Genomic DNA, 17063 nt, shown 5'->3' with positions numbered 1-17063 from the left:
ATCGGGCTTGACAGGGATCATCGTTTCTATAATCGTTGAAATATGGAAACATCAATTGCCCTGCTTCGTCTCTCTGCCCTGGCCCAGGCCAATCGCCTGTCCGTATTTCGCCTCCTGGTGAAGGCGGGCAAGTCGGGCCTGGCCGCCGGCGAGATTGCGCGCCAGCTCGAGATCGCGCCCAACACGCTCTCGGCCCAGCTGACCGTGCTGGCCAATGCCGGCCTGGTCGATAGCCGCCGCGATGGCCGCTCCATCATCTACACCGCCGCCTTCGAACAAATGGGCGAACTCATCGTCTATCTGGTCGAGGATTGCTGCCAGGGCGATGCCGGCATTTGCGCGCCACTGGTCGACGCCACTGATCGCATCGCCTGTTCAACCCCATCCAAGGGAGCCTGCTCATGAAACGCCTGCACATCCACCTCGCCGTCGATGACCTGCCCGGTTCGATCGGCTTTTATTCGACACTCTTCGCGAGTGCGCCGACGGTCGAGAAAACCGACTACGCCAAATGGATGCTCGAGGATCCGCGCGTCAATTTCGCCATCAGCGCCCGCGGCGCCAAGACCGGCGTCGAACATCTCGGTATCCAGGTCGAGAATGGTGAGGAATTGGCCGAAGTCTATCAGCGCCTTGCCAGCGCCGATGCGGCCGTGCTCGAAGAGGGCGAGACGACCTGCTGCTACGCCAAATCCGAAAAAAGCTGGGTGCATGACCCCAGCGGTGTCGCCTGGGAAGTGTTCCACACGACCGGCGAAGCGGTCGATTATGGCGGTGCCGCTGCCGCCAGCGACCTGCCGCCCTCCGCTCTCGCCGAAGCCACGACCCAGGCATGCTGCACCCCGTCGATCAAGCGCGAGGGCGCGTGCTGCTGATGGGATTGTTCGAACGCTATCTCACCGCCTGGGTCGCGATTGCCATTGCGGTCGGCATCGGGTTGGGCCAGTTGATGCCGGACCTGCTGGGCGCCCTCGCCGGGCTGGAAATCGCACACGTCAATCTGCCGGTCGCGCTGCTGATCTGGGCCATGGTCTGGCCGATGATGATCGGGATTGACCTGGCCAGTGTGAAAGAGGTCGGCAAGCAGCCCAAGGGCCTCGTCATCACCCTGGTGGTCAACTGGCTGATCAAGCCCTTCACCATGGCTGCGCTCGGCGTGCTCTTCTTCAAACATGTCTTCGCCGGCCTGATCCCGCCGGCCGATGCGCAAGGCTATCTGGCCGGCCTGATCCTGCTCGGCGCGGCGCCCTGCACCGCCATGGTCTTCGTCTGGTCACAGCTGACCCGCGGCGATGCCGCCTATACGCTGGTCCAGGTCAGCGTCAATGACGCCATCATGGTGTTTGCCTTCGCGCCCATCGTCGCGCTTCTGCTCGGTGTCACCGATATCGTCGTGCCCTGGGAAACCCTGCTGATCTCGGTCGGGCTCTATGTCGTCATCCCGCTGATCGCCGGCATGGTGACGCGGCGCCTCCTGATCCGCCGCGGCGGCCCTGCGGCGGTGACCGCCTTCACCGACCGCATCAAGCCGGCCTCGGTTATGGCCCTGCTGGCGACCGTGGTCTTGCTGTTCGGCTTCCAGGGCCAGGTCATCCTGGCGCGGCCGCTGATCATCGCCCTGATCGCGGTGCCGATCATCCTGCAATCCTACGCCATTTTTGCGCTCGCCTATGGCGCGGCCTGGGCCTGGAAGCTGCCCCATGCGGTCGCGGCCCCTTGCGCGATGATCTCGACCTCGAACTTCTTCGAGCTCGCCGTCGCTGTCTCGATCAGCCTGTTCGGGTTGAATTCCGGCGCCGCCCTGGCGACCGTGGTCGGTGTGCTGGTGGAAGTGCCGGTGATGCTCTCCCTGGTCGCCATCGCCAATGCGACGCGCGCCCGTTTCCCTGGAGCCAGCACATGATCCTCATTCATCACAACCCGGCCTGCGCGACCTCGCGCAATGTGTTGCAGACAATCGAGGCGGCCGGCTATGCGCCCGTGGTGATCGACTATCTCGAACAGGGCTGGACGCGGGCGCAATTGCTCGGCCTGTTCGCTGCTGCCGGCCTGACACCGCGCACCGCCCTGCGCGAGACCAAATCGCCCGCCGCCGAGCTCGGTCTGCTCGAGCCCGGCATCAGCGATGACCGCATCCTCGACGCGATGCTCGAGCATCCTGTTCTGGTCAACCGCCCCATCGTCTGCTCCGCAAAGGGCGTCCGGCTCTGCCGCCCCAGCGAGACCGTGCTCGACCTGCTCGACACGTGGCCACAAGGCCCCTTCGCCAAGGAGGATGGCGAGATCATCATTGATGCAGCCGGCCAGCGGACCGGCACGCCCGGTTTCGCGGGTTGATCCTGCCTCGCAGCGAGCCGCCCCGATCATAATTACTCAACCCAAACAGGAATCTAAACGACTCATCGCTCGACTTTACAACAAGGGGTTGATCTTTTCCCGATGCGGTCAAACAATGTCGACTGGCCTCAAGCAGGCCATGTGGGGGACATTGAAATGGCGGAGACGGACGAGGGCACGCCCGGTCCAGGGGACACTGCACCCGAAAACGAGCTGGCCGCGGCGGCGATCAACGCCGAGCCGCAAGAGGTCGAGTCAGCGCCTGAGAACGGGCTCGGATTCGAGTTCGAGGGTGCCGCAGAGCTGGAACAGGTCGACGCGCTGATCGGGCGCGCCCATTTCGGCGTTGGGGGCGACCATATCGCGCCGTTTTCGCGACAATTGCGCAAGGCGATGCGCGATGATTTCCCGTTCGACAATGACATTCACGACATCGCAGACAAGGCGATTGACGATGTTCAGGTTGGCTATGGCCTGATGCGCCTCAGTACGTTTCTCGCCTATATCGTCCTGATGGTCCTGCTGAGCTCGACCCTTCATGCCGGCTATCCGCAGATGCAGAACCTTCTGGTCTGGGACGTGCTGGTGGAGCTGATCGCCCAGCTCCCCGGGGTGAGCAGCCAACGCGAATTCGTTTACGCCTACGCCGCCTTCGGGTTGGTAATCTTTGCCGGCCTGCGCGTTGTCATTCGCGCCCTGTTCAAGCGGGAGATTGAGATCAATGGCGAGAAATTCGCCTATAAGGTCAAGTCCCGCTATGACGACATCATGTCCAGAATGGACAAATGTACGCGTAACGCCCTGCTGGAAAGCGATAATTGGGCGAAGCGGGCCAGTCTCTGGACAAAGATCGCTCTCTGGTGCTCCAAGCGCTCGGAATATCTTGACCGGTACGCGACCACGGTGGGCTGGAAAGCCCGCTTCACGATCAAGATGTTTCATATCATCTCGCTCGGCGCGAAAATCGCCATTGGTGCCTATGTCTGCTTCACAATTGCCGTCAGCCTGAACGCGGCGCCCGATGGCAGTCTGGCGGTTCACACGGATATTTTCCGTGTCCTCGCCGGCCTCGTGGCAATCCCGGCCCTGATCTATTCCTGGGCGATCCTGCACTGGTTTCCCGGTGACATCTGGACCGAGAAATTCGCCAAGCTGGTTGAGGATGAGTCCGCGCCCACCGGGAATTATTTCGACGATATCTCCGACATGGTGGAGAGCTTCGTGCGCACGATCAGCGCGAGCCGGTTCAATGGTGGTCAGCGCAATAGCTGAGCGGCCCTGAAACCTCGGGGGGAGGCGGATGACATTTGAATTATCGAAGCGGGCGATAGCGACGATCGCTGGCTATACCACACTGATTACCTGTTTGATTTTGATCGTCCTCTTCCTGCTCTTCGGCCGTGAGACGACCGATATATCGTCGCGCCCCTGGCCGCCGGCCCTCGCCACAGCGCTCGCCTTGCCGTTCGCGACGGCCCTGGCAACGGTCTGGATCGATCTGACCGCGAGCGACCATCGCACCACCTATCAATTCCGCACGGCGGAAAAGCCGATCTCGCTGCAATGGCGGCTGCTGCGCAATCTGACCCTGATTGCCTACCCGCAAGCGATCATCCTCGGCTTCGCCGTTATTGAGCTGGCTCATCACAATGCGCTGACCACCGGCAATCTGGGGCCGGTCTTCATTCTGGTCAGCGCGATGATGGCGACCGCGGGCTGGCTATATACCAATTATGTCGATGCGCTGAAGACCCGGCACATCGCCGCCATCGAGCATTTGAGCCACATCAACTCGAATGAGCGCCATCGCAATTATGCCAGCGCACTCAAAGCCTTCATCGCCGAGCAGCATGGCGAAGGTGTAGACGGAATCGGCGACCTCACCTTCTCGCTAGAGACCGTCAAACAGCTTTGGGAGGAATCCGCGACCGTCAGGGTCGAAGGCAAGGAATATACATTTCGCGAAGTCTGCCGGTATTTCCTCGGCTATCTGGAACATGTCGCGATCAGCATCCGGGTCGGCATTTATGATTTCGACATCATCCAGCGGCAGCGGCGCCGGCGGCTCATGCTGTATTTCAACACCCTGTTCTACGTCATTATCTACCAGTCCGCCGCGACGGAAAATCCACGACACCGCCGCCGGAAAAACCACTACCGGCGCGGCAATGACATGTGGGAAAATTTCATCTGGCTGATCATGAGAATGGATGACAAATCCCGCATCAATTCAGACCTCCATCCCTACCGGCGGATCGACCCGCGGCGCTTGCGCAAACCGACCAAGCCGGCTCCCCAGCCCGCGTCCGGTTTCAATTATGCCGGCCTCGCCGAAATCGACGACGCCTAGCCCCCGTGCCGCCCGGGGGGCCTGGCCTCAATATTTGCTGGTCTAGCGCCCCGTTTCCCGGAAGATTGCCCGGCAGCGCCGAATCCACGGTGCCCGGAGTTCTTTGTGCTGACACCCCGTCCTGCCGCGCCCGCATTCCGACTCTCCCTGCCGGAGGAGGCCACGACCATTCCGCTGGTGCTGGATTCGCCGCATAGCGGCACGGCCCTGCCACCGGGCTTCGAGACATTGGCGACGCGCGACCAGCAGCTCACCGCCTGGGACGCCTTCATTCCCGATCTGTGGCGCGGCGCGGTCGATGCCGGTGCCAGCCTCATAGAAGCGAATTTCGCCCGCATCGTGATCGACCCCAACCGGGCGGTCGATGATATCGATCCGGACGTCGTCGACGGGGCGTGGCCGCTCGCCTGGGGCAAGCTGGCGCCGACACGCTATAGCGCGCGCGGCATGGGTCTGATCCGCAAGCTGATCCTTCCCGGCCTGCCCCTGTACTCCAGCCCGCTGACGCCGCAGGAAATTCACCATCGGATCGACGCGCTCTACACGCCCTATCACTGCGCCCTCGCCGAGCGGCTCGATGCCCTGCATGCCCGTTTCGGCGCGGTCTGGCATATCGATGCGCATTCGATGAAATCGCAGGCCAATGCGATGAATATTGATCTCGGCGAGGCACGGCCCGACATGGTGCTCGGCGATCTCGACGGGAGCAGCGCGGCACCGGAATTCACCGCGCTCGTGGAGCGCGAATTGCGCGCCTGCGGATATTCGGTCGCGCGCAACCAGCCCTATAAGGGCGGCGATATCGTGCGGCGCCATGGTGATCCGGCGCGCGGGCGCCACAGCCTGCAGATCGAGATCAATCGCGCCCTCTATCTCGACGAGGCACGCTTCGAGCCCTCGTCCGGCTTTAACGAACTCCAACGCAATCTCACCCGCGTCGCCCAGGCGATTGCCACCGATCTGCGCGCGCGGATCCAGCCAGGACAGAGCCGATGACAAACACCGCCAAGCCGGCGCGCCCGATGAATCCGGTCATCATCCTGCTCGGCATTCTGCTGCTGGCGACACTGATGACCTGGATGGTCAGCTCGGGCAGCTATGAGCGCAGCGGACGGCTGATCGTGCCTGACAGCTATGCGTCAATGGACAAGGACTGGTCGCTGGCCGGGGTATTCGTCCCGGTCGAGGCCCGCGAGGGCATGGCCACCCCGGTCAGCCTGACCGAGACCGTACGCGCGATTCCCGAAGGCCTGCAGCGCGCGGCCAATCTCATCTTCATGGTGCTGATCATTGGCGGCCTGTTCGGAATTCTCGACCGTGCCGGCGTGGTCGAGAATGGCATCAACCGGCTGCTGCACGCTGTGAAGGGCAATATCATGGTCCTGGTCGCCGCCCTGATGACGATCTTTTCGGCCGGCAGCGCCTTTCTCGGGCTCGCCTCGGAATATCTGATCGTCATCCCGGTGATGACCGCGCTGGCATCACGCATCGGCCTGTCGCCGATCATCGGTTTCGCCATCGTCACGATCGCGGTCAAGGTCGGCTATCTCGCCTCGGTCACCAATCCGATCCCGCTGACCATCGCCCAGCCGCTGGTCGGGGTGCCAATCTTTTCCGGCGCCGGATTGCGGCTCGCCTTCTATGCTGTCTTCCTCGCTGCCGGGATCGGTTTTCTGCTCTACCGGGTGCGCGGCATGACGAATGGCCAGGCCATTACGGTGAGCGACCATCCCGTCCCCGATATGAGCTGGCGCGAAGGCGCGATGCTGGCCATCCTGGTCGCCGGGATCGGCGTTATCCTGACCGGATCGACCCGCTGGGAATGGTCACATCACGAGCTGTCCGCCTGCTATATCGCCATGAGCCTCGGCCTCGCTGCGGCCAGCGGCCTGTCGCCGAATGACAGCGCCGACGCCTTCATTTCCGGCATGAAGAAGGTTCTGCTCGCCAGCGCCCTGATCGGGGTGGCCATGGCGGTGACCGTGGTGCTGGAAGACGGCCGCATCCTCGATACCATCGTACACGCTCTCAATGGGGCGGTCGGCGAGCATGGGGCCTATGTCACCGCACTCTCCATGTTCGGCTCGCAGCTCCTGCTCGACTTCCTGATCCCGTCCACGTCCGGGCAGGCTGCGGTGACCATGCCGATTCTGGCGCCGCTGGCCCAGCTCGCCGATGTCGGGCCACAGACCACCGTCATCGCCTTCCTGTTCGGCAATGGCATCACCAACATGCTGACCCCGACCTCGGGCACGCTGTTGGCCTATCTCGCCGCCGGGCGCATTGACTGGCTCGACTGGGCCAAATTCATCGCGCCGCTGTGGGCCGGCTTCATTGTCATCGCCTGCGCCCTGCTGGCCATCGCCGTTTGGCTGGGCGCCTGAGACGAGCGGCGGGCGCTGGCCTGCCTCGTCATTCCGGTTATATTTGACCGCAAACCCGCCGTGTCAGGAGCTATCATGTCCGCCAGAACGATCATCGCCAGTCTTGCCGCCCTCGCCGCGCTGGGCGGCTGTGCCAACACCGGCTGGATGACGCCTCCAGCTGCGCCGGCCGGGATGGTGGCGTCGGCCGATGACGGCATTGTCGCCGGCCTGCTGACCAACAATCAGGTCCAGACCGCCTTTGCCGAAATCGAAGCCATGCGCACGCTCAATAATGAGCGCCTGGTGGAGCTGACCGAAATCCCCGCCCCACCCTTCGCCGAACAGGCGCGCGGCGCTGACATGGCGGCGCGGATGCGGGCGCTCGGGCTGGACGATGTCAGCATTGACGAGGTCGGCAATGTGATCGGCCGGCGTCCCGGCACGGCCGGCAGTGCAGCGCGCAGCATCGCCATTGTCGCCCATCTCGACACCGTCTTCCCGGCGGGCACTGACGTCACCGTGCACCGCGAGGGCGACCTGTTCACCGCGCCAGGGATTGGCGATAATTCGCGCGGGCTTGTCGTCCTGCTCAGCCTGATCGACGCGATGCAGCGGGCCGGCATCGAGACCCGCGATGATATTGTCTTCATCGCTTCGGTCGGTGAGGAAGGCCTGGGCGATCTGCGCGGTGTGCGCCACCTCTATCGCGATGACGCCTCCCCCTTTGCCAGCTTCATTGCTATTGATGGCGGCGACGCCGCGCGCCTGGTCGTCACGGCGGTCGGCTCGATCCGCTACCGCGTCACCTTCCGCGGTCCCGGCGGTCATTCCTACGGACATTTCGGCCGCGCCCAGCCACACCAGGCCCTGGCTGAGGCGATCCTGCGCTTCACCGAAGCCGCGACGCCCATCACCCTGGACGGCACCAGGGCGACCTTCTCCTTCGGCCGCGTCGGCGGCGGCACCTCGGTCAATTCCATTCCCTTCGAGAGCTGGATGGAGGTTGATATGCGCTCGGCCAATCCGCAAAAACTCGACGCCCTGCACCAGGCATTCCTCAGCTCGGTGGATGCCGCACTCGAGGCGGCCAATGCGCACCGCCGGCTGGGTGACACCCTGACGGTCGAACTCGACCCCGTCGGCTCGCGGCCACCAGGCGAAGGGGATCTGAGCGCCCCCATCGTGCTGCACGCCATGGCCGCGATCCGGGCCATGGGTCAGGAGCCGGAACTCACAGCTTCCTCCACCGACGCCAATATTCCGATCTCGCGCGGCATTCCCTCGGTGACGATGAGCCGCGGCGGCGTCTCCCGCAATGCCCACGCACCCAATGAGAGCTGGCTTGACGAGGACTCGCATGAGGCGATCCAGATGGCCCTGCTGGTCGCACTGGCCGAGGCCGGGCTGGTGCGCGGCGAATAGATCCCCGGCGGCAAGACTGCCCGCTCCGGTTTCGTTTTCCGGTTGACTTGCGAATCGCGCTCATTCATTTTTGGTTGAATCGCCTACATTTTTGGCTGCCCCTCAATCAATTTTGGATACCCAATGATGCGCGACTTCGATTGGTCCCACCTGCAAACCTTCCTGTCGGTCGCCGAGCACGGAACCCTGTCCGGCGCCGCCCGCGCCACTGGTGGCAGCCAGCCGACCATGGGCCGGCATATCGCCGCCCTTGAGGACCAGCTCGGCGTGCGCCTGTTCGACCGGGCGCCACACGGGCTGGCGCTGACGCCGACCGGCGCTGATCTGGTCGAGCATGCCCGCGCGATGGCAAAAGCCGCCAACCAGCTATCCCTGACCGCCAGCGGCCGCAGTGAGCGCATTGGCGGCACGATCCGGATCACCGCCTCCGAGATCATGTCGACCTATACCCTGCCCGCCATATTGACCGAATTGCACCGGGCCGAGCCGGAGATCGAAATCGAGCTGGTTTCATCGGACCGCAGCGAGAACCTGCTCCAGCGCGAGGCCGATATCGCCATCCGCATGTACCGGCCAACCCAGGCCGACGTGTTCACAAAAAAAGTCGGAGACCTGCAGCTCGCCATGTTCGCGGCGCATGACTATATCGCCCGGCGCGGCGCACCGACAACGGTCGAGGAATTCCGCGGCCACGACGTGATCGGCTATGACCGCAGCGAATTGATGCTGCGCGGCTTCGCCGAAGTCGGCCTTCAGGTGGACCGGCATTTCTTCGGCTTCCGGTGTGACAGCCAGGTCGTGGGCTGGCAGATGGTCGTTGCCGGCTTCGGGATCGGTTTCAATCAGCTTGAGGTCGGACTCGCAGAACCAGCGGTGCAACGAATTGAAACCGATACGCCCATGCCCGCCCTGCCAATCTGGCTTACCGCCCACTCAGAACTCAAGACCAGCCGCCGGGTCCGGCGCGTGTTCGACTTCCTCGCCGAAGCACTGAAGCGAGCCGCTACGCCGCAGTGAGGCAAGCGCTTCGCGCGCGCCGTGCGGGATGTGAAGGAGGACGGGCCGTCTGGTGGCCCGCCCCCACTCCATTGCTGCGCAGGCAAGTCGCCGTCGAAGGCGGGGCCGATGCCGGACGGGTTTTGCGTCAGGCAGCCCGGACGCCCGTGAGAAATTCGGCCACTTGCTGACTGAGCATCTCCGATTGCTCGGACAATTCGGTCGCTGCGGACAGAACCTGGGACGCCGAGGCACTCGATTCGGCGACAGCCCTGTTAACGCCGCTGATATTGCTCGAAACGTCCTGTGTGCCGACAGCCGCCTCCTGCACATTGCCGGCGATCTGGGCAGTGGCCGCATGCTGTTCCTCTACCGCGCCAGCGATCGAGGTCGCGATGTCACTCAACTCGGAGATGGTCGCCGACACCGAAATAATGGCCTCCGCAGAGCTGTCCGTCGCCGCTTGAATGGCTTGAATCTGTTCAGTAATTTCGGTGGTCGCGGTCGCGGTCTGGAGCGCCAGCTGCTTGACTTCCTGGGCAACGATAGCGAACCCCTTGCCGGCTTCGCCGGCGCGGGCTGCTTCGATTGTGGCATTGAGCGCCAGCAGGTTGGTCTGTTCTGCAATTCCCTGAATGATCGAGACGACATCGCCAATGCGTTGCGCGGCGGCGGCAAGGGCGTTGACTTTCTCGACTGTGCCGCCGGCTTCCGTCTCGGCACTCTGTGCCTTGTGCGACGACTCACTCGCCTGACGCCCGATTTCCTGAACCGACGCGCTCATCTCTTCCGTTGCGGTCGCCACGGTCTGGACATTGACGGTTGCCTGCTCGGCAGCCGCCGCGACAGCGACCGACTGACGGCTGGTATGTTCGGACGACTCCAGCAAGGTCTGGGCCGCCTGGGTCAGCTCGGTTGCCGCGCCGGAAACGGAGAGGACAATCTCACCGACAGCACGCTCAAAGCTATCCGCCAGATCCATCCGGCCCTGACGCGTCGCCTCAGCCTGACGGGCTTCGGCCTCAACCTGTTCGCGTTCCAGTTCCAGCTTCTCCTCGGCATTCTGCTTGAACACCAGGACGGCACCGGCCATGGCGCCGATCTCATCGCCCTTGCCAAGACCGGGAACCTCAATATCAAGCTCGCCCTGAGCCAACCGCCCCATGACCCTGGTCATGTGTGTGATTGGCGGAATGATGCTGCGGATCGTGCCATAGGCGACGCCGCCAGCCAGCACCAGGCCGGCAAATAGCAAGACCCACTGAATTGTCAGCAAGCTCGAAACCTGGCGTGCACTCTGGGCCGCATCGTCCCGCAGCAGCCTTGCCTGGTCATCAGTAATCCCGCCGGTGCGGGTTCCGTCAGGCTGGAGCGCGCCGGAAAGAATGTCCAGAAGGCGTTCGGCGCGTGGCGCCGCTTCGGAGGCCAGCATCAGGTTGGCCATATTCCACCGGTCCGAACTCCGGATACCGAACATCTGCACCGGGAGCGGCGCAAATTCATCCCGGAGCGAGACAAGCCGGGCCAGGTCTCTGGCCTGGCCCGCCGACATCAAATCCCGCGCTTCGCGCAGATCGTTCAGGCGGGCCTCATTGCGGCTCCACGAGGTGCCGAAAGCTTCGGCGAAACTCTCATCGCCCGTCAGAAGATAGGCGCGGATACTGGCAAGGCTCACCGCCAGACTCCCGCGAACATCGGCCATCATACCGAGCATTCGCGTGCGGTCGGCCCCTCCGGCCGGATTGGCCAGTTCCTCATCGATCATCGCAGTAGTCACCGCCAGCATGCTCGCAGCGAGCGGCGCAGCCTCATCGGCCAGAATGACATTGGCGGGAAACTGGCCGGGCGTATTGGCAATCGCCTCGACCTGGTCCTGGGCGATCGCAAATGCGTCCAGGACGGTCTTGAACTCCGCCCAGAGTTCAACATTGCCGGCATTGGTCCAGGATTGAGACAGACGATCCATTTCGGCGCGCTGGCGCCCGATATCGAGCCAGGCCGCAGCCCGCTGGTCTCGAAAACGGGTATCACCGGTCAACATCCAGCCGCGCAGGGCTGCAAGCGACCCATTGATATCATTGGTCAGCGCCTGGCTGGCATAGGATGTCGGCGTTCTGAGTTCGACAATACGATCATTGGTTCGCCTGATATTCCCGACATTCACGATGGTGAAGGCCACGGCGACAACGAGAATAAGCACGACAACCGCGAAACCGCCTACGAGCCTGTGCGCCAGCTTGATATTGCCCATTACCCGAACTCCCAAATTGATAAACATCAAGGCTTCAGCCCGAATGGTTAACGAAAGGCAAAGGCCTGAAGCCGGGAATATTTTTATTCCTCAGAACGGGAGCGCGCTGTTCGGGGGTCAAAGAATAGTCGCAGGGAAAACCTGCCCCGCGCCCTGGCCCGGCGCGGCCACAAGGCGGGTCGGCGCGCCATGGCGCTCTGCGCGCATTGGCGCCGGAAAGCGATCGGAGGGGGATCCAGTAATGGTGAGCCCGCCGGGGCTCGAACCCGGGACCTACTGATTAAAAGTCAGTTGCTCTACCAGCTGAGCTACAGGCTCCTCATTTGAGGAGGGCCCTACCTATAGGGCCGATTCCGGCGGGTCAATCGCGCTTTGCCTATGGATTTCAGCAATTGGGATGCGATTTTGCCATAATTGCCGGTAATATCGAATGCATGAGTGAAAAGATCAGTCTCCTGACATGTGTGATGGTGGCGTTAGCCGCCAGCGCATGCTCGTCGACCGGACAAAGCGCCGGCGGTTTTGGCCGTGAGGAAACCAGCACAGCTGTCGAGGATGCCATCGGGCTGCCGCGCGACCGGCCCGGGCCCGTCATGGTTGATGAGGGCGATGATACCGTGCCCACACCCTATGGCGGCGACGGATCGCCGCGGCGTTGCTCGACCATCGCGCGCGATGTCGCCCGGCTGACTGTCGTGCTCGGCCCCGATGTCGAGGAGGCACAGCGCCAACAGGCCGAGGAGGACACGCAGCGCGAAGGCTGGATCAGCCAGGGCGCGCAGTTCGCTTCGCAGGCACCGGAACTTGCCACGGACGGCGCCTGGGGCCTGTATCACTCCACGATTGTCGGTCTCAATCCTGTGCGCCCGGTGATCCGCTTCATCGGCGGGGCCGGCCGGATCGAGACCGATGCCCGCGAACGCCGTGAAATGGCCCAGCGCCGACGCGCCTATCTGCGCGGAATTTATGACGGTTTCGGTTGCCCGGCGGTCCAGATGCGACGCGCTTTCGAGGCCTATGGACTGGTTGACGCCTCGAACTAGGACACAGGCCCGAGCTGGCGCCAGAACATGCGCGTATCGCACGCCGCCCCGTCGGGCATCAGCGCGTAGCCAGGAATGACGCCCAGCGCTGTCCAGCCGGCGCGGTGATAGAGACGATCAGCGGGCGTGCCCGGTACCGTATCCAGAACCAGCAGGGTCTTGCCCGCCTCGCGCGCGGCTGCCTCGACCGCGTCCAGCAAGGCCGCCCCAAGCCCCTGCCGCCTGGCGCTGGAATGAACCAGCATTTTGGAGACATCACCGCGATGCGGCTGGTTGTCGGGTTGGGCCAGCACCAGCTGGACCGAGCCGGTCACACGGCCGCCCTCCCCGTCTATCGCTGCGAGCAAGATGCGTTCACCGCGCTCGACACTGGCTATAATCCCCTGCCAGAACGAGCGCGCCCGGTCACGCGAGAACGGCGCCATGAAGCCGACTGAGGCGCCGCCATTGACGATGTCGAGCAGGAGGTCGCAGAATTCATCCAGCCGGGCCGTGAGCTCCTGTGCCGTCAGGGCGCGGATGACGAGCGCGCCGCTCATGCGCTGCGCGTCGCCGCCTCGGCGACGCCCTGGTCCCATTTCGCCCGAAACTCGCGCCGGAAGGCCTCGAATTCACCCGCCGCGATGGCGGCGCGGATGCGGGCCATCAGGTGTTCGAAATAGGCGATATTGTGCCAGGAGATCAGCATGGCCGAGAGGTATTCGCCTGATTTGAAAAGGTGATTGAGATAGGCCTTGGAATAGTCCCGGCTGGCGGGGCAATCGATCTCCGGCGCCAGCGGCGTGTCATCCTCGATGAAGTCAGCGCGCTTGATATTGATCGGACCATAATCGGACCAGGCCTGGCCATGACGGCCCGAGCGGGTTGGCAGGACGCAATCGAACATGTCGACACCGCGTGCGACGGCTTCGACCAGATCGATCGGCTTGCCGACGCCCATCAGATAGCGGGGCCGCTCGACCGGCAGGTGCGGCGTGGTGAAATCGAGCACATCGCACATCTGCTCGAAGCCCTCGCCGACGGCCAGGCCGCCGATGGCATAGCCGTCAAAGCCGATTTCCTTAAGTCCTTCAGCTGATTGACGCCGCAGATCCTCGAACACCGAGCCCTGGACAATGCCGAACAAGACCTGGTCATCGCGGGTGCCAAACGCGTCTTTCGAGCGTTGCCCCCATCGCAATGAGAGCTCCAGCGAGGCCTTGGCTTCGGCGGGGGTGCAGCCGAAAGCGGTGCATTCATCGAGCTGCATCGAGATATCGGCACCGAGCAGGTCAGCCTGGATTTCGATGGAACGCTCGGGGGTTAGGTGATGCTTCGAACCATCGATATGGCTCTGGAACGTGACACCCTGCTCATTCATCTTGCGCAATTTGGACAGCGACCAGACCTGGAAACCACCGCTATCGGTCAGGATCGGACCCTGCCAGGTGGAGAATTTATGCAGTCCCCCCAGACGCTTGACCCGTTCGGCACCGGGGCGGAGCATGAGGTGATAGGTATTGCCCAAAATGATGTCGGCGCCGGTATCCCGGACCTGGTCCATATAGAGCGCCTTGACGGTGCCCGCCGTGCCGACCGGCATGAAGGCCGGGGTGCGGATATCGCCGCGCGGGGTCTTGAGCACGCCGGTGCGGGCCTTGCCGTCTGTGGCGTGGATTTCATAGGCAAAAACGCTCATCGGGCGCGCTCCAACAGGCTGGTATCCCCGTAGGAATAGAAACGGTAACCGCTTGATATCGCGTGCGCATAGGCGCGCTGCATGGTGTCGAGACCGGCCAGGGCGCTGACCAGCATGAAGAGGGTCGAACGCGGCAGGTGGAAATTGGTCAGAAGCGCATCCGTGATGCGGAAATCATAGCCCGGCGTGATGAATATCTCGGTGTCGCGGCTGCCCGCTTCGATGCGGCCGACCTCAGGGGCCAGGCTCTCCAGGGTGCGCAGCGCGGTGGTTCCGACCGCGATGACGCGGCGCCCCTGTAACCTTGCCGTATTGATGGCGTTGGCTGCCTGCTCGCTTGCCGTACACCACTCGCCATGCATGCGGTGGTCTGCCGTATCCTCGGCCTTGACGGGCAGGAAGGTGCCGGCGCCGACATGCAGGGTGACATCGCAGCGTTCGACGCCGCGCGCGGCCAGCGCGTCGAACAGGCGCCCGGTGAAATGCAGGCCGGCGGTCGGCGCAGCGACACTACCATCTTCGCGTGCGAACAAAGTCTGATAATCTTCAACGTCTGCCGCATCAACATTTCGCTTGCGAGCTATATAGGGCGGCAAAGGCGGGACGCCGGTCGCGGCAATCGCTTCATCGAGCAATGCGCCGGACAGGTCAAAGGCCAGAAGCGTGTCGCCGCCCACCCCTTTCTCGATCACGTCGGCGGAGAAGCTGCCGAATTCGATCCGGTCGCCGATCTTGAGCCGCTTGGCCGGGCGGATAAAGGCCCGCCAGCGATCCGGCCCGGCGCGCTTGTGCAGATTGATCTCGCAGCTGACATCACCGCCACCGCCGAGTTCGCGCGCGGCGCGTGTGCCCACCAGGGCGGCGGGGATGACGCGGGTATCATTGAACACCAGAAGATCACCGGCCCGCAGCAGATCCGGCAAATCGAGCACGGCCTTGTCGGCCAGCTGGCCGGCGGCATCGACATGCAGCAGCCGGGCGCTGTCGCGGGGCCGCGCCGGGCGCAAGGCAATACTGGCCTCGGGCAGGTCAAAATCGAAATCATCCACGCGCATGGGCAGGGGTCTAAAGCATTTTCAGCAAAAGTGGGAACCGGTTTTGCGGTTCGAAAATGCGACCACTTGAACCAGAGCATTTTCAGCAAAAGTGGGAACCGGTTTTGCGGTTCGAAAATGCAGCCCTCACTTCGGCCAGACACACCGCTTCGCAATCTTTGCTGTGTATGAGAGGCTGGAGACTGCCAAACGGATATTCGCCTTGCGTCATACGATTACCGCCATTCTGGCCACCGGGCTTCTGTGTGGGCTGGCCCTGCTCTTGATGCTGGCCCCGCTCTGGCGCGGCTTTGACGCCTTGCGCGAGATCTGGCCCATCCTGCTGATCATTGGCGGTATCGCCGCCGGGAGCATCCTGGCCAACCGGCATCGCGGTGCCCGCCTGCTCAGCCTGGCGGCTTTCGCGGTCATCCTGCTGCCGGGCATAGGCGAGACGTTCGACGCCTGGCGCAGCGAGCCGGTCGCCCCTTCCCCTGGCGCCTATGAGATATCCATCGGCACGCATAATCTGTGGGGCCGCAATGCCTCGCCGATGCAGGCCGCCACGCTGCTGCCGCCGCGCGCGCCGGATGTGCTGGCTCTGCAGGAAAGCTTCGGACGGGCGCGCGAGACCGGTGAGGCGCTGGTCGCGCAATATGCCCATAATGCCCGTTGCCGCTCCAACCGCCTGCTCAGCAATCTGCCGATTCTCGCATCCGGCTGTGTCGAACTCCCCCCGGCCGTGCTGGCCGCCGCGACCATCCCCTGCGACTGGGAAATGCCGCCGGCCGTTTGGGCCCGCATCCAGCTGCCCGATGGCAGCGAGGCCGTCTTCGTCTCGGTGCATCTGACCTGGCCCTTCCCCGGCGCCACCCAGGACTGTCAGCGCCGCGGCCTGAGCCGCGCCCTGGCGCACTGGCCGCAGGACCGGCTGGTGGTGATGGGTGATTTCAATGCCGCATCACCCGCCTATGCCCTCTCCCGGCTCGAACGCGATCTCGGCCTGACACGCCGCTCGATCGGCATCGCCACCTTCCCCGCCGAAGGCCGTTTCCAGCAGGCCGGCCTGGGCATACCGCCCTTCGCGCCGATGCTGCTGGGGATTGATCACATCTTCGCCGGTGAGGCCTGGCAGACGGTCAGCATCGAGGCCGGCCCGAATACGGGATCGGATCACCGGCCCTTGCTGGCAGTGCTGCGATTGCAGTCGGAAAGCGCTCAGCCGTGAGGCCCGCAATGGCGGCAATTGCTCCGGTCATGATTTAGCCTGCCCCCCCTGTTTGATCCGTCTTGATCAAACGTCATCATGACGAAGGTCAGGACCCAGTTTCAGACGCAACGCAAATAAGAGGGGCGCCAGATTTCAGGACCTCGGCGCTTTATGAACTGGGCCCTGACCTTCGTCAGGGTGACGATATTTGTTGCGCTTTTAGTTGGTTCCGCGACCAGCGATGCGCTCCCGGTTGAGCTCAGATGAGACCCGCATCAGACAGCTCAGCACCCAAGTCGGGACATGGCCGTAATCGCGGCTGGTCACGCTCCGGGTCTATAGTGCGGGGTCTGCGTAGAGCAGCCCCAATGGACCT

At 63.4% G+C, this 17063-nt stretch carries 16 protein-coding genes and 1 tRNA gene; 12 read left to right on the top strand and 5 right to left on the bottom strand.

Annotated elements, in window-relative coordinates; genetic code table 11:
• The first annotated feature begins 42 nt into the window (after positions 1-42).
• The 10 genes from ACN0YJ_RS08505 to ACN0YJ_RS08460 all read left to right on the top strand — a co-directional run bounded on the left by ACN0YJ_RS08505 (position 43) and on the right by ACN0YJ_RS08460 (position 9492).
• The gene (locus ACN0YJ_RS08505) at positions 43-405 is read left to right on the top strand and encodes an ArsR/SmtB family transcription factor (protein ID WP_417495932.1); all 363 of its coding nucleotides are present in this window, start codon (positions 43-45) and stop codon (positions 403-405) included.
• Positions 402-875, top strand: coding sequence for an ArsI/CadI family heavy metal resistance metalloenzyme (locus tag ACN0YJ_RS08500; protein ID WP_417477841.1), 474 nt, complete (start codon positions 402-404; stop codon positions 873-875). The genes ACN0YJ_RS08505 and ACN0YJ_RS08500 overlap by 4 nt, the downstream gene beginning before the upstream one ends.
• On the top strand, positions 875-1903 hold the full coding sequence (gene arsB / locus ACN0YJ_RS08495) for an ACR3 family arsenite efflux transporter (protein ID WP_417477912.1): 1029 nt from the start codon (positions 875-877) through the stop codon (positions 1901-1903). The genes ACN0YJ_RS08500 and arsB overlap by 1 nt, the downstream gene beginning before the upstream one ends.
• On the top strand, positions 1900-2337 hold the full coding sequence (arsC, locus tag ACN0YJ_RS08490; protein ID WP_417477840.1) for an arsenate reductase (glutaredoxin): 438 nt from the start codon (positions 1900-1902) through the stop codon (positions 2335-2337). The genes arsB and arsC overlap by 4 nt, the downstream gene beginning before the upstream one ends.
• Before the next feature lie 156 nt (positions 2338-2493).
• On the top strand, positions 2494-3609 hold the full coding sequence (locus tag ACN0YJ_RS08485) for a hypothetical protein (protein ID WP_417477839.1): 1116 nt from the start codon (positions 2494-2496) through the stop codon (positions 3607-3609).
• A 28-nt stretch (positions 3610-3637) separates the two neighbouring features.
• Positions 3638-4687 carry a hypothetical protein gene (locus ACN0YJ_RS08480; RefSeq protein ID WP_417477838.1) on the top strand — a complete coding sequence of 350 codons (1050 nt, stop codon included), beginning with the start codon at positions 3638-3640 and terminating at the stop codon, positions 4685-4687.
• A 105-nt stretch (positions 4688-4792) separates the two neighbouring features.
• Complete coding sequence (locus ACN0YJ_RS08475; RefSeq protein ID WP_417495931.1) at positions 4793-5683, top strand: N-formylglutamate amidohydrolase; 891 nt, start codon at positions 4793-4795, stop codon at positions 5681-5683.
• Complete coding sequence (locus ACN0YJ_RS08470; protein ID WP_417495930.1) at positions 5680-7071, top strand: YfcC family protein; 1392 nt, start codon at positions 5680-5682, stop codon at positions 7069-7071. The genes ACN0YJ_RS08475 and ACN0YJ_RS08470 overlap by 4 nt, the downstream gene beginning before the upstream one ends.
• 75 nt (positions 7072-7146) lie before the next feature.
• Positions 7147-8475, top strand: a complete 1329-nt coding sequence (locus tag ACN0YJ_RS08465) for a M20/M25/M40 family metallo-hydrolase (protein ID WP_417495929.1) — start codon at positions 7147-7149, stop codon at positions 8473-8475.
• A 123-nt stretch (positions 8476-8598) separates the two neighbouring features.
• Positions 8599-9492: a LysR family transcriptional regulator gene (locus ACN0YJ_RS08460; protein WP_417495928.1), complete on the top strand. Its 894-nt coding sequence runs from the start codon at positions 8599-8601 to the stop codon at positions 9490-9492.
• A gap of 127 nt (positions 9493-9619) precedes the next feature.
• Here the strand turns inward: ACN0YJ_RS08460 and ACN0YJ_RS08455 are convergent, their stop codons facing one another.
• The gene (locus ACN0YJ_RS08455) at positions 9620-11722 is read right to left on the bottom strand and encodes a HAMP domain-containing methyl-accepting chemotaxis protein (RefSeq protein WP_417495927.1); all 2103 of its coding nucleotides are present in this window, start codon (positions 11720-11722) and stop codon (positions 9620-9622) included.
• Between the two features lie 242 nt (positions 11723-11964).
• Positions 11965-12040, bottom strand: a tRNA-Lys gene (locus ACN0YJ_RS08450).
• Positions 12041-12189: 149 nt separating this feature from the next.
• On the opposite strand from ACN0YJ_RS08450, the gene ACN0YJ_RS08445 reads away from it, so the two are divergent.
• Entirely contained in the window at positions 12190-12765 is a 576-nt protein-coding gene (locus tag ACN0YJ_RS08445) for a hypothetical protein (protein ID WP_417488708.1), read from the top strand.
• Here ACN0YJ_RS08445 and ACN0YJ_RS08440 read toward each other — a convergent pair.
• Genes ACN0YJ_RS08440 through queA form a run of 3 tightly spaced genes read right to left on the bottom strand, consistent with a single transcriptional unit; the run spans position 12762 to position 15498 of the window.
• Positions 12762-13304, bottom strand: coding sequence for a GNAT family N-acetyltransferase (locus tag ACN0YJ_RS08440; protein WP_417495926.1), 543 nt, complete (start codon positions 13302-13304; stop codon positions 12762-12764). The genes ACN0YJ_RS08445 and ACN0YJ_RS08440 overlap by 4 nt on opposite strands.
• Positions 13301-14443: a tRNA guanosine(34) transglycosylase Tgt gene (gene tgt / locus ACN0YJ_RS08435; protein WP_417495925.1), complete on the bottom strand. Its 1143-nt coding sequence runs from the start codon at positions 14441-14443 to the stop codon at positions 13301-13303. The genes ACN0YJ_RS08440 and tgt overlap by 4 nt, the downstream gene beginning before the upstream one ends.
• Positions 14440-15498, bottom strand: a complete 1059-nt coding sequence (queA, locus tag ACN0YJ_RS08430; protein ID WP_417495924.1) for a tRNA preQ1(34) S-adenosylmethionine ribosyltransferase-isomerase QueA — start codon at positions 15496-15498, stop codon at positions 14440-14442. Before queA ends, tgt begins: the two co-directional genes overlap by 4 nt.
• 202 nt (positions 15499-15700) lie before the next feature.
• Between queA and ACN0YJ_RS08425 the strand changes: the two genes are divergently transcribed.
• Positions 15701-16705, top strand: a complete 1005-nt coding sequence (locus tag ACN0YJ_RS08425; RefSeq protein ID WP_417495923.1) for an endonuclease/exonuclease/phosphatase family protein — start codon at positions 15701-15703, stop codon at positions 16703-16705.
• The last annotated feature ends 358 nt before the right edge of the window (positions 16706-17063 follow it).

Source organism: Maricaulis sp. (genome assembly GCF_048270095.1).
Taxonomy (GTDB): Bacteria; Pseudomonadota; Alphaproteobacteria; order Caulobacterales; family Maricaulaceae; genus Maricaulis.
The sequence above is the reverse complement of the archived record's forward strand: the minus strand, read 5'-3'. Positions and strand labels throughout refer to the sequence as shown.

Coding starts and splice junctions, on each gene's coding strand:
- ACN0YJ_RS08505 (WP_417495932.1), top strand. CDS start 43: ATGGAAACATCAATTGCCCTGCTTCGTCTCTCTGCCCTGGCCCAGGCC.
- ACN0YJ_RS08500 (WP_417477841.1), top strand. CDS start 402: ATGAAACGCCTGCACATCCACCTCGCCGTCGATGACCTGCCCGGTTCG.
- arsB (WP_417477912.1), top strand. CDS start 875: ATGGGATTGTTCGAACGCTATCTCACCGCCTGGGTCGCGATTGCCATT.
- arsC (WP_417477840.1), top strand. CDS start 1,900: ATGATCCTCATTCATCACAACCCGGCCTGCGCGACCTCGCGCAATGTG.
- ACN0YJ_RS08485 (WP_417477839.1), top strand. CDS start 2,494: ATGGCGGAGACGGACGAGGGCACGCCCGGTCCAGGGGACACTGCACCC.
- ACN0YJ_RS08480 (WP_417477838.1), top strand. CDS start 3,638: ATGACATTTGAATTATCGAAGCGGGCGATAGCGACGATCGCTGGCTAT.
- ACN0YJ_RS08470 (WP_417495930.1), top strand. CDS start 5,680: ATGACAAACACCGCCAAGCCGGCGCGCCCGATGAATCCGGTCATCATC.
- ACN0YJ_RS08465 (WP_417495929.1), top strand. CDS start 7,147: ATGTCCGCCAGAACGATCATCGCCAGTCTTGCCGCCCTCGCCGCGCTG.
- ACN0YJ_RS08460 (WP_417495928.1), top strand. CDS start 8,599: ATGATGCGCGACTTCGATTGGTCCCACCTGCAAACCTTCCTGTCGGTC.
- ACN0YJ_RS08455 (WP_417495927.1), bottom strand. CDS start 11,722: ATGGGCAATATCAAGCTGGCGCACAGGCTCGTAGGCGGTTTCGCGGTT.
- ACN0YJ_RS08445 (WP_417488708.1), top strand. CDS start 12,190: ATGGTGGCGTTAGCCGCCAGCGCATGCTCGTCGACCGGACAAAGCGCC.
- ACN0YJ_RS08440 (WP_417495926.1), bottom strand. CDS start 13,304: ATGAGCGGCGCGCTCGTCATCCGCGCCCTGACGGCACAGGAGCTCACG.
- tgt (WP_417495925.1), bottom strand. CDS start 14,443: ATGAGCGTTTTTGCCTATGAAATCCACGCCACAGACGGCAAGGCCCGC.
- queA (WP_417495924.1), bottom strand. CDS start 15,498: ATGCGCGTGGATGATTTCGATTTTGACCTGCCCGAGGCCAGTATTGCC.